Below are 15,862 nucleotides of genomic sequence, written 5' to 3'. Positions count from 1 at the left end.
GAATTTGTGACGCCCGCCGACAACCGGCCTCGCATTGTCGGGGCTTGACCGCACATACGGCAACGGGCCACCTCGCAACACTTCATGTGCGAGGTGGCCCGTCAGCTACGAGCTAGCAATGCCGAATCATTCGGCGGCGAGCTTGGCCTTCTCGGCGGCCAGACGCTCGGCTTCGGCGGCACGACGGGCGGCCAGCGCCTCGTCGAAACGCGCCAGCTCCTCGGCCACGGCCTCGGTCGGGATCTTGGCGAAGATCGGCGTCGGCTTGGCGACCGGAGCGCCGACCTCGATCGGCTCGCTCTTCCACGGGTGCACGTTCACGCCCAGCTCATACTTGCCGGTGATGATCGGGTAGGTGAAGCCGGGCTTGTCGAGATCCTCGACCTCCTGTAGTTCCGGTAGCGGGGAGAAGGTGCCGGTGCCGCCAAGCGCCTCCCACACCTTCTGCGCGGAGTGGGGCAGGAAGGGCGCGAGCAGGTGGTTCGCGTCCGAGACAGCCTGGGCGGCGACGTGCAGCACGGTGCCGAGACGGGCCGGGTCATCCTTGATCTTCCACGGTTCAGTGGAGGAGATGTACTTGTTGATGTCGCCGACCACACGCATCGCCTCGGCGAGCGCATGCTTCTGGTGATGCGTCTCGATGGAGGAGCCGACCACGTCGAATGCAGCGGAGGTCTCCTCCAGCAGGCCGCGATCCTCGTTGGTCATCGAGTCCTCGTCAAGCGCCGGAATCTCGCCGAAGTTCTTGTTGATGAGGTTGGCCACACGATTGACCAGGTTGCCCCAGGAGGAGGCGAGCTCCTCGTTGTTATGGCGCACGAACTCCGCCCAAGTGAAGTCGGAGTCGGAGGATTCAGGGCCGGCTACGGAGATGTAGTAGCGCACTGCGTCCACAGGGTAGCGGGCGAGGATGTCCTTCACGTAGATCACGATGCCGCGCGAGGAGCTGAACTTCTTGCCTTCCATGGTCATGAACTCGCTGGCCACCACCTGCTCGGGCAGGTTGAGCGGGCCCATCGGGCCGGTTTCACCGCCCTTGGAGCCCTTGCCGTTGTAGGCGATCATTTCGGACGGCCAGATCTGGGAGTGGAAGGTGATGTTGTCTTTGCCCATGAAGTAGTAGGCGGGGCAGCTCGGGTCGTTCCACCATTCACGCCACTTCTCCGGGTCGCCCTGGCGACGGGCCCATTCGATGGAGGCGGACAGGTATCCGATCACGGCGTCGAACCAGACGTACAGCTTCTTGTTCGGATTGTCGATCCAGCCGGCCACCGGTACCGGGATGCCCCAGTCGATGTCGCGGGTGATGGCGCGCGGCTTGACTTCCTTGAACAGGCCGAGCGAGAAGTTGATGACGTTCGTACGCCAGCCCTTGCGGGTCTCCAGCCATGCCTTGTTGGCTTCGGCGAGCGCAGGCAGATCGAGGAAGTAGTGTTCGGTCTGCTCGAAGCGGGGGGTTTCGCCGTTGATCTTGGAGACCGGGTTGATCAGCTCGTCCGGGTCGAGCTCGTTGCCGCAGGCGTCGCACTGGTCGCCGCGAGCACCTTCGGCGCCACAGATCGGGCAGGTGCCTTCAATGTAGCGGTCTGGCAGTGTTCGGCCGGTGGACGGGCTGATGGCCACCTGCTGCGTGCCCTTGTAAATGTAGCCGTTCTCCAGGCACTGCTTGAACATCTCCTGCACCACGTGTTCGTGGTTGCCGGTGGTGGTGCGGGTGAACAGGTCATAGCTCAAGCCGAGATCGCACAGATCTTTGGCGATGACGCGATTGTAGCGGTTGGCCAGCTCCTGGGCGGTGAGGCCTTCCTTTTCGGCTTCCACCAGGATCGGGGTGCCGTGCTCATCGGTGCCGGAGACCATGAGCACGTCATTGCCCTTCATGCGTTCGTAGCGCGCATAGACGTCGGACGGCACACCAAAGCCGGCGACATGGCCGATATGACGGGGGCCGTTCGCATACGGCCAAGCAACATTCACCAATACATGACTCATAACCCCCGATTATCCGGCGCATTGCGGACACGCCGTAAAGCAAACAACCCAGTGGGTTGTTTGTAGGCGTGTGCGAGACGACAGTCGAGCCAACATAGCGCGGGCGCAGCCCGACCACAATTGCAGGACCACGCTGGGAATAAGAACAGTCCTGTGGACTGTTCGCCAGCGTGTGCATGGCGACAGCCATGCCAGCAAAGCGCGGGCAAAGCCCGACCACAATTACAGGACCACGCCGTACTGCGCCCCGCCAATCATCCGTCCACAATCATCCGACCTCCGCACTTATCCACTTATCCACCGTTTTCGCCATGCCGATGGCACGCGGGCGCGCATTGTGCCACGGTAGGGACATGAGTACCGATATGAACGCCGCAGGCACCGGCATCGCGCCACACGGCAGCGCGCCTCGCAACATCGCGCCACACAGCAGCACGCCGCGCGCAACGAGGAACGCCAATGGCCCACGCGCGATGCATCCAGCCGGCCGCGCATCGCATTCCGACACGACGCGCCCGTCCACACTGCCGTCCATCACCTCTGCCGCCACCCCATGCCAACCGACGGTGCCGATACTGCTGCACACCAACGACCTGCCCGGCCCGCTCAGCCTCAGCCGTCTCAGCGCATTCGGCACCGTCAACCAACTGGACGAATTCTCGGGCTACTGGTCCGAACATGCCAACACGCTGTACGGCCGGGCCGCCATCGTGGCGTCAATCGCACCCTTCGGCACAGTGGCCTGCACCTATACCGCCGCATGGGTTTGGCTGGGCGGCGACCCGTTCCCCAACACCATCGACGTGATCTCCACCTCTCATTTCCGTTCATCGACCGTCGGCCGGCGCATCCGCGTGTTCAAACGACTGACACTGCCCGAGCAGATACTCAAAATCGGATCCCTCACCATCACCACGCCGGCCCGCACCGCCTGCGATCTGGTCATGGCGCCCGAAAGCGACCCGGATCCCTCCACCATCAACGCCCTGGTGTGCCAACTGATGTCCGCATACGAATTCCAGCCGGACGACTGTCTGCAAATCGTCAAAGAGCATCGGCACCACAAATACGCGGCCCGCGCCAAGGAGTTCTTCACCGCCATCCAGCGCGAGATCGACGAAATCACCACGGAACGATACTCATGATGGAATGGAACCACCGGCGACCTCGTATCCGGAAACGGTCCTCGCAGCGGCTGCATCGTCTGCGCCAATCACATCGGCTTCCGCTATCTTCCGCCACTACTACGGCATCCGCCCCTATCTCCGACTTGACCACTCCCCCCGCCCCGCCAATCGCCCTGACGCCGCTCGTGGCATGCGATCCGTCGACTGAAGCGGAGACGCTCTGGCACATCGCGCTTCATGTGCCAGAGCTGCGACGGTGGATTGTGGCGAATCCTTCCGCCGACGCGGCTATCCTGGAATTCATTTCCCAAGCAGGCGGGCCGGGCGTGCGGCAATCGCTCGAAATACTGCTCGAATCCTTGGAGGATGAGTAACGAACAGTTCCGCTGGCAGAAGTAAGTCAGCCGCAGGCATCGGCTGCGAACATCAGCCGCGGATCTCCAGTACCGCGGAGTACACCTGCTTGCGATTGGCCAACGATCCGTCCGGCAGCGGGTGTTCCTGCACGACCTGGGCAATGGCATCCTTGATGCGCAGCCCGTCTTCGAGCGCACGGTCGATGGCGAGCACGGCCATATCCTCCACACTCAGCATATTGGGGGCCGCAGCCTCGGCCTCCTCATTGGACGCACCGGCGATCACCAGTACCATTTCGCCACGTGGCGGGTCGTCGATCACGCCTTGGCGAATCTCACCAATCGGCCCGCGACGCACCTGCTCATAATCCTTGGTGAGTTCGCGGCACAACGCCATCGGGCGGTCAGGACCGAACGCATCGAGCAGGTCGTCCATCGATTCGGCGATACGATGGGGCGTCTCGTAGAACACGATGGTGCGACGTTCAGGCAGCAGCGCGCGCAGGGACTGTACGCGCTCGGAGTGCTTGCGCGGGAGGAATCCTTCATAGCAGAAGCGGTCGGTGGGCAGGCCGGAGAGGGCAAGCGCATCGAGCACAGCGGACGGGCCCGGCGCGCAGGTCACCGGCAGCCCGCGTTCGATGGCGCGGCGCACGATGGCCAGACCGGGGTCGTTGATGGTGGGCATGCCGGCATCCGAAACCACCAGCACTGTGGCACCAGTCTTGACCTGATCGAGCAGGCCGTCCGCCTTGGCTCGCTCGTTGTGGTCGTGGTAGGCGACCACGCGGCCGGTCACATATACGCCGAGACGACGGGCCAGATCGTACAGTCGGCGGGTGTCTTCGGCGGCGATGATGTCCGCACGCTCCATCAGCGCGACCAGGCGGGCGGAGGCGTCGCCGATATTGCCGATCGGGGTCGCGGCGAGCACCACGGTGCCGGCGGGAATCTCGACGGCCGCTTCACGGGATTGCGCATGCGGAGCACTGTCGGCGGCAGCTTCGGCGACGGGAGCGTCACCGTTCACCTCCCTCTCATCGTCGGAGCGGAACTGTTCGGTGAAATCGGTGGCACGTGTCGTCATATCTCCAGTATTGCCTAAGCCACGGAGCATTTCACTACATAGCGAACGCTGTTTCTCCGTTACGAGGGGCCGACTACCGTCTTTCGGAACATCTGCCTGCCTTACAGGGGTCCCGCTCCGGGACAGCAGCCATGCGAAGCAGCGCGCAGCAACGATTCTGCCACGCACCGCCCCGAGCTGCCGGAATCAAGCCAATCAGCAAGAATGTTTGGCAAAATCGTTGCGGTTTGAGCTATGCCGACGACGCTATGCCGACGACAGCACCTCGTATCGCAGATAGTCCAGATAGCGCGAAAAAGAAAAACCCTCCGGGGTGGAATCCGGAGGGTTCGTGGAGCTGACGGTAATCGAAACCGCGACCTTTTCGATGCGAACGAAACGCTCTACCAACTGAGCTACAGCCCCTTGGCGTGTTGCTCTGCTCCGCAAAGCAACTCGCAACAGTATAGTACGAAGTGCGGTCAAACGCAATTCGGCGTGGGACGTCGCTCGAGAGGGAAAGAGAAGGGAATCACGCCTTACGCGCGCCAAGCACGTCAAGCACCTTCTTCTCGTCATAGAACGCGAACACGATGCCGCCGATGCCACACAACACAGCCGCACAAATGGCTGCGATGCGGTAACCGGCACCGGATGCCACGCCAATCGTCGACACACCGGTGAACAGCAGCATGGCCACGGATTGACCCATCTTCATCGCGAAGGTGCGGGCGGCGTAGAACATACCCTGACGATCCTGACCGGTGACGCGCGAGCTGGCGTCGGCGATATTCGCCACGATGGCCTGCGGCAGAATGCCGAACGCGGCCATCGGAATCGCCCCCACCACCGAGAGCATCAGCCCCTGCGCCATCGCCGGCAGGAAGCCCAAAGCACCGGAGCCGAGCGCGCCGGCGAACGCGAACGCGCAGGTGAAGATCACGAACGCCACCAGCAGCAGACGCTTCTTGCCCACGCGGTTGGCCAGCAGATTCACCGGCAGATAGAACAGCACGGAGACGCCGGTCATGAGCACGAAGTAGATGGTCGTGGTGGTTTCGGGGAGCTTGAGCAGCGAGGTGACGAAGAACGGCAGTCCGGTCTGGAAGGTGGTGATGGCCACCCAGTAGACCACGTCGGAGCAGACGAACTTGCGGAATTCGCCGTCGCCGAAGGTCTGCTTCAGGGATTCGATGGTCGATTCGGAGGTGGGCTGCGAGTTGACGTAGTCCTTCTCGCGGATGGCGAGTGGCGGCACCAGCATGCAGGCGAACGCCACGGCGGCCATGATGGTGAAGGTCACGCGGATGGCGGTGATGCGGCCCATCGCCGGCACGAAACCGCCCCAGATCACCGGCGCCACATACGCAATGGCCGTGCCCGCCACCCACGTGAAGGAGATGGCGGTGGAGATGGTGAGCTGCTGCTTGGAGTCATGGCCGAGTTCGGCGATGAGTGCGTTGTATGGCGTGCAGTAGAACGTGAGGGCGATGTAGTAGCCGATAACGGTGACGAACAGGAACGCCGCGTTGGCCCAGCTGGTGCCGTTGATCGGACTCCAGAATACGAGCACAGTGATGATGGCGAGCGGCGCTGCGGCGAACTTGAGGAACGGCATGCGGCGGCCGGAACGAGCGTTGCACCGGTCGGACAGGGACGCGACCGCGGGGTCCACAAACGCGTCGAAGAAACGGGCGAACGCGGTGATGCCGCCCACCACGGTCACTATGCCGAGCACCACGAGGCCTTGCGGCACGAACACGGTCTGGCCTTGCGAGATAGTCTCCTGGTCGGGCTGGTAGAAATACACCAGCCAGTTGGAAATGATGCCGGAGAGCAGCGCCCAGCCGAACTGACCGATGGCGAACGCCCACACCTTGGGCAGGGGCAGGTCTTTGATGGATGACTTCGACGATGCAACTTGCGCTCCCGTTACACTTGCTGTAGTCGTATTGCCCATTCTCACAACCTCCGAATCAACATTGACACAGTGTCAAAATCCAGTATACACCGGGAGAACCACGCGTTCTACGATGGTAGGCATGACTGGTTTGACCGAACGATTGCCGCACGTCGCCGCCTTTCCCGCAGCGTTGGGCACCGGACTGCTACTGCACACCGATGCCGCACTCAATGATGGGATTCGAGACCGGATTGGCACGTTCATCGACACATACGAGTCCGCGCTGTCCCGGTTCAGAGGCGATTCGACTGTCGGCCGGATGCGTACTGCCGCACACGGCGGCACGTTCGATTTCCCCGACTGGTGCGGTCCGCTGTTCGATTTGTATGACCGCCTGTTCGACGCCACCGATGGCGCAATCGACCCATGCGTGGGCGAGGATTTGATTCGACTTGGTTATGATGCCGCTTATTCGTTTGCCGTTGAGTCCGACGCCGCCGAACATGCAGGCGCAATTCACGGACGGGCCGTTTGGCCAGTTGACGTTGAGCGCCATGGCACGACGCTAGTGACGCACGGACCGGTCGCGCTCGACTTCGGCGCGTGCGGCAAAGGATATCTGGTGGATCTGATCGCGGGGATGCTGGAGACCGGATACGTCATCGACGCGGGCGGCGACCTGCTGATCCACACGAACGCGCCGATCACCATCGCAATGGAGGACCCCGCCAATCCGACCCGAGCGGTGGGCACCGTCGAACTGCGCTCCGGCGCGTTCTGCGCGAGCGCCCCCAGTCGCCGACGCTGGGGAGAGGCGGCCGGGCATCATCTGCATCATCTGCTGAACGCCATCGATGGGCTGCCGGTAGACGAGGTGGCTGCCACGTGGGTTGCGGTGCAGATCGAATCCTCTCAAGATGATGCTGGCCGGAAAGGCAACCGTGCAGTCAGACGGGAAGTCGATCGGGAAGCCGGGCTGCGCAATCATGACGTCCCGCCCGCATATTCCACGGCCTTGGCCGACGGATTGGCCACCGCCCTGTTCACCACCCCAGCCAACCAGCTGCGCGCCCACTTCGCCTTCGACTGCGCCATCCTCAACGCCGACCGCACCGCCGCACAATCCGCCGGATTCCCCGGCGGCTTCTTCGTGCGATGATTCTGCGTACTATTTCAAGCTATCTCGGCTCAATGAGGTACATTTCACGTCTTACAGAGAGCTATCTGCCTTACGTGAGGTACATGATCCGGTAGCCCGAGGCCAACAACCGCAGAATATCGCTATCTCCACAGGCTGAATACCCGCAGTTCGAGAATCAAGGTACCTCATTCAAAGCAGATAGCTTTCCGCAAAACGTGAAATGTACCTCATTGAAAGCAGATAGCCATCCATATTCATCAAGAACCACTCCGCATGCAGCCCCGCTGCACGACTCGGGGCGCAGAAGACACGCCATCAGGCGATTTGCGCGAACTGGCTGTTGTAGAGGTCGGCGTAGAACCCGCCCGCCTCCAGCAGCTCTTCATGGGTGCCGCGTTCGATCACGTCGCCGTGGTTCATGACGAGAATCATGTCGGCGTCGCGAATCGTGGAGAGGCGGTGTGCGATCACGAAACTCGTCCGCCCGACGGTCAGCGCGTCCATGGCCTTCTGGATGAGCTCTTCGGTACGGGTGTCGACCGAAGAGGTGGCCTCGTCGAGAATCAGGATCGGGGCGTCCTGCACCATGGCGCGGGCGATGGTGAGCAGCTGCTTCTGGCCTGCGGACAGGGCGGACTTGTCGTCCAGAACCGTGTCGTAGCCCTGCGGCAGCGAGCGTACGAAGTGGTCCAGGCCGACGGCACGGCAGGCCGCCACGATCTGCTCGTCGGTGACGCCCGGCTTGGAGTAGGCGATGTTCTCGCGCACGGTCCCGCGGAACACCCACGTGTCCTGCAGCACCATGGAGAACTGGTCGTGCACGTTCCACCGTGGCACGCTGGCCGTGTCCACGCCGTCGATGGAGATCGAGCCGCCGGAGATCTCATAGAAACGCATGAGCAGGTTCACCATGGTGGTCTTGCCGGCGCCGGTCGGCCCCACGATGGCGACCTTCTGGCCGGCCGCAACCGAAGCGGAGAAGTCATGGATGATCGGCTTGTCAGGCTCGTAGCCGAACTGCACATGCTTGAATTCCACGTCGCCCTTCACCGGATGCCCATCGGCCCCCAGCAAGGCGGACTTGCCGGCTTCGTCGGCCATCTCCGGCTCCTCGAGGAAGCCGAACACGCGCTCGGCGGCGGCCGCGCAGCGCTGCAGGTTCTGGAACGCCTGGGCGAACTGGGAAAGCGGCTGGGTGAACAGGCGGATGTACATCATGAACGCCACGATCACGCCGAACTCGATCTGCCCGTCCATGGCGAGCGCCGCACCCACCACGCACACCACCACGTAGCCGAGGTTGCCTACGAACTGCATGAGCGGCATCATCAGGCCGGAGAGGAACTGCGACTTCCAGCCGGAATCGTACAGGTCGGCGTTGTACTTTTCGAAGCGTTCGATTGAATCCGCCTCGCCGTTGTACGCCTTGACGATGAGATGCCCGGCGTACATCTCCTCCACGTGTCCGTTCACATCACCCAACGCGATCTGCTGGCGCACGAAGTACTTCTGCGAGGTCTTCATGATCACCATCATGAGCACCATGCCGAGCAGGCTGGTTCCGATGGCGCACAGGGTCATGATCACGTTGTTATAGAACATCATGACCAGCGCGCCCACGAACAGCGTCACGGAGGTGATCAGCGCGCCGAGCGACTGTCCCAGCGTCTGGCCGATGGCGTCCACATCGTTGGTGATGCGGGAGAGCACGTCGCCGTAGCTGACCTTGTCGAAGTACTTGAGCGGGAGTTTGTTGATTTTGACCGAAATCGACTCGCGCAGCCGCTGGGCGGTGCGCTGGGTGACGTTCGCCATCAGCCAGCTCTGCGCGTAGCCGAGCACCGCGTATCCCACGTACAGCGCGACCAGCAGCCATGCGATGCGGCTGACTTCGCCGAAATCGATCGATCGCATGACCGGCCGGCCGTTCACGATGGCGGGCAGGCCGTTGACGATGGCGTTGGTCATCTCCTTGAGCTTGTCCGGGCCGACGATCTGGCAGGTGGTGCCGATCGCGCCCAGCACGAGCGCGACCGCGATGACGGGAATGTAGTTGCGGCAATAGTGCACGAGCTTGCCCATGACTTTGCCGAAATCGTTGGGCTTTTCGACCGCGCGCCCTGCGCCCGGCCCATGCCCCATGGATTCTCTTGGCATGTGTTGCTCCTTATAAGTCCGTATTGGCCTGCCTCTGATGAGGGAGGTGGCGCGAAGCGCCGGAGGGAGAGAAGCTGGAAGGCCTCAGAAACTGCCCTCGGTCTCGCTATGCTCTATGCTCGGCAGCTCCCGCGAACGGGAGCCGAATTACGGCGGCTTACGCAGTAAGCTCCGATTGGCTGAGCTGGGATTCGGCAATCTGCCGGTAGATCTCGCAGGTCTTCAGCAGTTCGCGGTGGGTGCCTTGGCCGACGACCTTGCCATCGTCGAGTACGACGATATGGTCGGCGTTCATGATGGTACCGATGCGCTGGGCGACGATGAGCTTGGTGGAATCCTTGGCCTCGCGGGCGAGCGCGTCGCGCACTTCGCGGTCGGTTTTGAAGTCGAGCGCGGAGAACGAATCGTCGAAGATCAGGATTTCCGGGTGACGGTAGACGGCCCGCGCGATGGACAGGCGCTGCTTCTGCCCGCCGGACACGTTCGAGCCGCCCTGTGCTATCGCAGCGGAATACCCGCCGTCCATGCGATTGACGAATTCGCTGGCCTGGGCCACGTCGGCCGCGGCTTTGATACGATTCAGCTGCTCGGCCGGCATATCGGCACTTTCCGCAGCTTTGCCGGCGGCGATCAACGCGGTCTCGCGCTTGCGGCCGGCGATGGTGGAGGTATCAGCCATTTCGACATCCGCCGACTCGCCCCGCACATCGTCGCCGTAGCTCACGTTGGAGGCCACGGTGCCCTTGAACAGCACCGACTGCTGTGGCACGTAGCCGATCTTGTCGCGCAGGGTCTTCACATCGTAGTCGCGCACGTCCACGCCATCGACCAGCACCTGGCCGCCGGTGGCGTCATAGAACCTGGGTACCAGATTGATGAGCGACGACTTGCCGGAGCCGGTGGAGCCGATGAACGCCACGGTCTGCCCGGGCTCGGCGGTGAAGCTGATGCCTTCGAGCGTGGCCTCGCGCGAATCGGGGTAGGCGAAGCTCACGTTGCGGAATTCCACCGTGCCGCGCGCGGCGGTTTCCAGCGCTTTCTCGGCGGCGGATTCGCGGCCGTCCTTGACCAGCGGTTCGGTGTCGAGCACTTCGAGCACGCGCTGCGCGGACACGTCGGCGCGCGGCCAGAGCACGAACACCATGCTCATCAGCAGGAAGCTCATGATCACCTGCACGGAGTAGTTGGAGAACACCACCATGTTGGAGAACAAGGTGAGCTTGTCGGTGAGCGCGGCCGCGTCGATCAGGTAGGCGCCAATCCAGTAGACCGCGAGCATGAGGCCGTTCATCACGGTGTTCATGAGCGGCATCATGAATGCCATGACGCGGTTGGTGAACAGCTGGGTTTCGGTCAGGTCGCGGTTGGCCTTGGTGAATTTGGCCTCCTGATAGTCCTCGGCGTTGTAGGCGCGGACCACGCGCAGGCCGGTGAGGTTCTCGCGCGCCACGAGGTTGATGTTGTCGGTGAGAGCCTGCATGGCCTTGAATTTGGGCATGACCATGGCCATCATGATGGCGACCGCACCCAGCAGGAACGCGGTGGCGATGCCGGTGGCAAGCGTCCATTCGAAGCCTTCGTTCGCGATCTTGGCCACCGCCCACACGGCCATGATCGGCGACCTGACGATGAGCTGCAGGCCGATGGTGATGAACATCTGAATCTGCGTGATGTCGTTGGTGGAGCGGGTGATGAGGCTTGCGGCGGAGAATCGGCTCATTTCGGCCGGGCCGAACGATTCGACCTGACGGAATTCCAGCGAGCGCAGGCGCTGGGTGAACGACGAGCCGACGCGCGCGGACAGGAATCCGGTCACGACTGCGCATGCCACGGAGCCGAGCGAGATGAGCAGCATTTTGCCGCCGGCGATCCAGATGTCCGACATGGCGCTGCCCGGCGTTTCGACCAGCTTGGTGATGTCCGACATATAGTCGGGAAGTTTCAGGTCGAGATAGACCTGCCCGACGATGGTCACCAGGGCGATGAGCATCTGACCGATCTCCGCTTTGGAGAGGTATTTCAGGATGCGAAGCATTGGTTTCCCCTTGGGTTGGTTTGGTTGGATTGGATTGTGATGGATTGGGTTGGTTGTGCTGATTCTTATTGCCGGCCTGGCTGTCGGCCAAGCATCGATTGAGTATTACTGCATTACGTCGGTTGAGCATTGCCGGGCATTGGCCCGCACGCCGACTGCACCAGCAAGTTATCTTCTGTTATTGAATTACTTACAGTGTAAGATATTACGCGTGGCAACGACAAAGGCTTCTGGACTCCGCATATTTCTCTTTGCGCGAACGCGAACCACACGGTGAAGCCGCGCGCACCCAGGCGCGCGATGAAGCCACCGACAAACCGTCTACCGAATCCTCCCAGACGGCCCCGGGAAGGCTTTCACCGCAGGAGCCCGAGTCAGAGCCCGAGCCGCGCTGTCCATTAGGCGGCGAAGCGACTTTCCTTCGAGCCATTCCCGCCGCTACAATCCTCGACGAGCATCAGCCGCACGCCCGCGCTGCTCCTCCTCAGCCCCGACTTGCCGATCGCGCTTCTCGAACGCGGCCCGCACTTCTTCCGGCGTGGGACGCGGCTTTCCCGGACGGCAAATCGACATGTAGGTCATGAATTCGCGGGAGAGGTCAAGGAATTCGCGAGTTCTGCGCTCCCCCATCTGCGAGAAGATCCAGCAGACGGCATCACGCATCTCCTGCATGTCGCGGCGCCCATGCTCGCGGCCGGCGTCAGTAAGGCTCACACGAACCACACGCCGGTCGTTGGGATCCACTTCGCGCGTCACCAGACCTTTTTTCTCCATGGCGGCCAGCAGTGTGGAGACGCGGCCGGAGGTGGCATGCATGGAATCGGCCAGCTGCGAGGGGGTCATGGTGCCGACATGGGCCAGCTGACGGATAGCGAACGCCTCGCCGTGCGCGCCGCGCATCATCTCGCGCTGCATCGCCGACCTATGGCCCCATACCGTGGTCCACAATTCGTGGACCGCCTCATCCTCAAAGCCCATATCGCCTTCCATTCTCCTGTAATCCCGGCAGCGCGTCATACATAATCGCGAACGGCGTTCACCCGCTTTGCAAGCGACCCCACTACCCGACTCGAGCGTATCCGCCCCACCAAGGCCTCAGTCGCCGCCAGACATGCCGCGCCATACAGCCATCCTAGGTTACCTCACACTGTAAACAATTTTTATCGTCTGACGAATCACCATCCGCATCATCGGCATCGACCAACTTGCACATACGCTTTCAATGGCCACCGGGCAGGCTTAGTCACCATCAACGCACACGCCACAATCAATACGCACGGATCGCATCGGCAATGAAGTTTCCAATGCATCAGCCGTTCGCAGCAATACGGTATAGTGAATCCCGTAAGCAACGAGAAGAGGCTTCGCAGGATGAGGGCGAAGCCGGAGCGCATGCGTTACTTACGACTGCACAGCAATGCGACGATGCTGATGACACCGACGCATGTCGCCGCGGTCCACGTCTCCGGGACGCGAACCGCGAGGATTACCATAACCATCATTATGACAACCCACGTCCAATCGGGTTTGCATGAACCCTGTTTCTTCCGGTTGTTCATTTCTGCCTCCTATTCATGGCAAACAGAAGGCCGGGCCGGGTCTGGCCCGGCCTTTGCCATTGGGAAGTCCTGATTCTCAATAACGCAGAGCGCTAGCTGTGCTGAGCGCGATGCACTACAACACGCTCAGCACATGCGGGAGCACCACCGCGCCGACGTGCTTATCTGCTCCGCCCACCGCCAACTCGCTGCCGCTCGCGGGGACGCGCAAAAATCCCAACAATCCATCTCGAATCGCTCAAAACCGCGCAGAATCGCCCGTGCTTTGGCTTTTATGACGTAGTTCGCCTATGCTGGGAACCAATAGATGGCATGGACGCCATCCCAATGAAGGGGATTAATGATGATTCGCAATCACAAGGTCTTACTGTGCAGTATTGCCGGATGCACGCATGAAGCCGAAGAGGCAGGTCTGTGCACGGCTCACTTCACTTCTGCGCTGGTGCACGGCACATTGCAGTACGGTTTCGCCGGAGGACGCCCCGCGCTGCACTGAAATCAGACGCCATTCCGGCGCGGCTCATACCACACGAGACAATAAAGAACTCAGATATCGGCTGTCGCGACACTCTTTCGTGCCACGGTAGCCGATTTCGCATCATCGCGCCAGTTTTTCTTCCATGCAGGAAATCACACATCCTTTCGCCACAATTTCTCATATGAAAGAAAGACAGCTTCGGCTCGTCGACCGGCCTGCATGCCTTGGCCGTATCATGCCGTTCGTAAATGAAGCAGACGCCTTTGCGACAGCTGGTTGACACACCCGATATTCGATGATTCGTTACTCACATAGTGGATACCTGACGCATACCGGTCCGTATGGTAAACACAGCAACGTAGACCCCACGGTGAGATGCACAAAGCCCCGGTATCCGGGCATCATCGATGCAGGAACCGGGGCTTATGGGTGCAGCGCAGTACAGTGCCGCGCGCGTTCAGTCGTGATGCTGCAGCGCGGCCTTCAGATCGCGATTCTGGAAGCGGTCATGCAGCAGGCAGTAGCCGCCGAACACCACGAGCCAGACCAGTCCGGCGATTGCGGACATGCGCGTGTCGTCGGCCAGGAACAGCGTGCAGTAGACGAACACGAAGAACGCGATCGCCACCGTATTGAGCACTTTCCACGCGGGCATCACGAAGCCGTCGGCGATGAAGTCGGCGGATCGGCGATACTTGCGGTGGGCGATCATCGTGAGTACGTAGATGAACACGATGACGGCGCTGGAGGCGGAGGCGAACAGCACGAACGCGCCGGAGACGCCGGGGATCGCGTTGACGATCGGCGAGAGCAGGATCAGTGCGGCGGACACCAGAATCGCGCGCGCCGGCACCTGTCGGCGGGAGACCTGGCCGATCTTCTGGAATGCAGGCGACTCGGACTCGCTCGCCAGCTGGTAGAGGTGACGGCCGGCCGAGTACAGCAGCGAGTTCAGGGCCGAGGAGGCCGCGGTGATCACCACGAAGAACACCATCGCGGCAGCCCACTTGAGCCCCGCGAACTGGAACACCATGATGAACGGGGACGCGAAGGAGCCATCCTTGTTCGGCTTGAACGTGGTCCACGGCACAATCACCATGATGGCCAGCAGCGCGCCGACATAGAAGATGAGCACGCGCACGATGATCTCGTTGACGGCCTTCGGCAAGACCTTCCTCGGATTCTGCGTCTCGGAGACGGTGACGCCCACGAATTCAATCATCTCGTACGCGAAGAACACCATCTGGAAGCTCATCAGGAAGCTCAGCCAGCCGTTCGGCGCGATCTGGAAGTTGTTGGTGATGTTGTCGATGCCCGCGTGACCGGCCGGCGAGATGCCGTCCTGGCCGGTGATCTGCACGGCGTCGTAATGGTAGCCGATCACCACCATCACCACAGCGGTGGCGATCATCGCGCAGATCAGCGTGATCTTGATCATCGAGAACCAGAATTCCGCCTCGCCGAACGCCTTGACGGCGATGAGGTTGATGGTCACGAGCGCGGCGAGGAAGCACAGCTCGATCAGCCATTTCCAATGGCTCAGATCGAAGCCGAACGTGTCGAAGAACGTGATGAAGTACGTGGAGACGGCCGTGATTTCGCTCATGCCGATGAGCACGAGCACGATCCAGTACGACCAGCCGGCGAACTTGCCCCATCCGCGGCCGAGGTAGCGGGTGATGAAGTTGATGAACGTGTGCTGGCTCGGGTCGCGGTACATCAGCTCGCCGATGGCGCGCATGAGCAGGAACATGATGATGCCCACGCCGATGTACACGAACACGATGCTCGGACCGGTCAGCGCGATGGATTTGCCGGAGCCGAGGAACAGGCCAGTGCCGATGGTGCCGCCGATGGCGATGAACTGCACGTGCCTGTTGTTCAGGCCGCGCGCCATCTCGTTGTTCTTGTCGAGGCTTTCGACGGATTTCAGAGTACCGGAATCCCTTTTATTCCCAGCGACGTCAACGCTTCCCATACCGCTTCCGGCCGTCGTGTTCGATTCGGTCATACAACTCGTTCTTTCCCGCTGCGCGCCGCCCATGCCG

General features: G+C 61.6%; 11 protein-coding genes and 1 tRNA gene. 4 read left to right on the top strand and 8 right to left on the bottom strand.

Annotated features, from left to right (window positions below; genetic code table 11):
• Positions 1–126: 126 nt before the first annotated feature.
• Positions 127–1,992, bottom strand: a complete 1,866-nt coding sequence (metG, locus tag BW14_RS07650; protein WP_140489965.1) for a methionine--tRNA ligase — start codon at positions 1,990–1,992, stop codon at positions 127–129.
• A 473-nt stretch (positions 1,993–2,465) separates the two neighbouring features.
• Here metG and BW14_RS07645 point away from each other — a divergent pair, with 473 nt between their 5' ends.
• Together BW14_RS07645 and BW14_RS12540 are read left to right on the top strand one after the other, a co-directional pair.
• Positions 2,466–3,137, top strand: coding sequence for a hypothetical protein (locus tag BW14_RS07645; RefSeq protein ID WP_181162338.1), 672 nt, complete (start codon positions 2,466–2,468; stop codon positions 3,135–3,137).
• 125 nt (positions 3,138–3,262) lie between these two features.
• Positions 3,263–3,493, top strand: coding sequence for a hypothetical protein (locus BW14_RS12540; protein WP_140463065.1), 231 nt, complete (start codon positions 3,263–3,265; stop codon positions 3,491–3,493).
• A gap of 52 nt (positions 3,494–3,545) precedes the next feature.
• On the opposite strand, the gene rsmI is transcribed toward BW14_RS12540, so the two are convergent.
• The 3 genes from rsmI to BW14_RS07625 all read right to left on the bottom strand — a co-directional run bounded on the left by rsmI (position 3,546) and on the right by BW14_RS07625 (position 6,501).
• Complete coding sequence (gene rsmI / locus BW14_RS07635) at positions 3,546–4,562, bottom strand: 16S rRNA (cytidine(1402)-2'-O)-methyltransferase (protein WP_223847938.1); 1,017 nt, start codon at positions 4,560–4,562, stop codon at positions 3,546–3,548.
• A gap of 332 nt (positions 4,563–4,894) precedes the next feature.
• A tRNA-Ala gene (locus BW14_RS07630) sits at positions 4,895–4,967 on the bottom strand.
• 106 nt (positions 4,968–5,073) lie between these two features.
• The gene (locus BW14_RS07625; RefSeq protein WP_140489963.1) at positions 5,074–6,501 is read right to left on the bottom strand and encodes an MFS transporter; all 1,428 of its coding nucleotides are present in this window, start codon (positions 6,499–6,501) and stop codon (positions 5,074–5,076) included.
• An 82-nt stretch (positions 6,502–6,583) separates the two neighbouring features.
• On the opposite strand from BW14_RS07625, the gene BW14_RS07620 reads away from it, so the two are divergent.
• A complete protein-coding gene (locus BW14_RS07620; RefSeq protein WP_181162334.1) occupies positions 6,584–7,603 on the top strand; it encodes an FAD:protein FMN transferase in 1,020 nt (339 codons plus the stop codon).
• A gap of 297 nt (positions 7,604–7,900) precedes the next feature.
• On the opposite strand, the gene BW14_RS07615 is transcribed toward BW14_RS07620, so the two are convergent.
• The 3 genes from BW14_RS07615 to BW14_RS07605 form a co-directional block, all read right to left on the bottom strand.
• On the bottom strand, positions 7,901–9,727 hold the full coding sequence (locus BW14_RS07615) for an ABC transporter ATP-binding protein (protein WP_375138438.1): 1,827 nt from the start codon (positions 9,725–9,727) through the stop codon (positions 7,901–7,903).
• 172 nt (positions 9,728–9,899) lie between these two features.
• Complete coding sequence (locus BW14_RS07610) at positions 9,900–11,777, bottom strand: ABC transporter ATP-binding protein (RefSeq protein ID WP_140489957.1); 1,878 nt, start codon at positions 11,775–11,777, stop codon at positions 9,900–9,902.
• A 438-nt stretch (positions 11,778–12,215) separates the two neighbouring features.
• On the bottom strand, positions 12,216–12,755 hold the full coding sequence (locus BW14_RS07605; RefSeq protein ID WP_044090628.1) for a MarR family winged helix-turn-helix transcriptional regulator: 540 nt from the start codon (positions 12,753–12,755) through the stop codon (positions 12,216–12,218).
• Positions 12,756–13,676: 921 nt separating this feature from the next.
• Between BW14_RS07605 and BW14_RS12005 the strand changes: the two genes are divergently transcribed.
• Complete coding sequence (locus BW14_RS12005; RefSeq protein ID WP_181162333.1) at positions 13,677–13,832, top strand: hypothetical protein; 156 nt, start codon at positions 13,677–13,679, stop codon at positions 13,830–13,832.
• Between the two features lie 439 nt (positions 13,833–14,271).
• Here BW14_RS12005 and BW14_RS07600 read toward each other — a convergent pair whose 3' ends face one another.
• Positions 14,272–15,792, bottom strand: coding sequence for an amino acid permease (locus BW14_RS07600; RefSeq protein WP_140489999.1), 1,521 nt, complete (start codon positions 15,790–15,792; stop codon positions 14,272–14,274).
• Positions 15,793–15,862 lie beyond the last annotated feature (70 nt).

The sequence above is a fragment of the Bifidobacterium sp. UTBIF-68 genome (assembly GCF_006408855.1).
In the GTDB taxonomy this organism is placed as follows: Bacteria; Actinomycetota; Actinomycetes; order Actinomycetales; family Bifidobacteriaceae; genus Bifidobacterium; species Bifidobacterium reuteri.
This window is presented reverse-complemented; position numbering and strand designations above follow the sequence as displayed.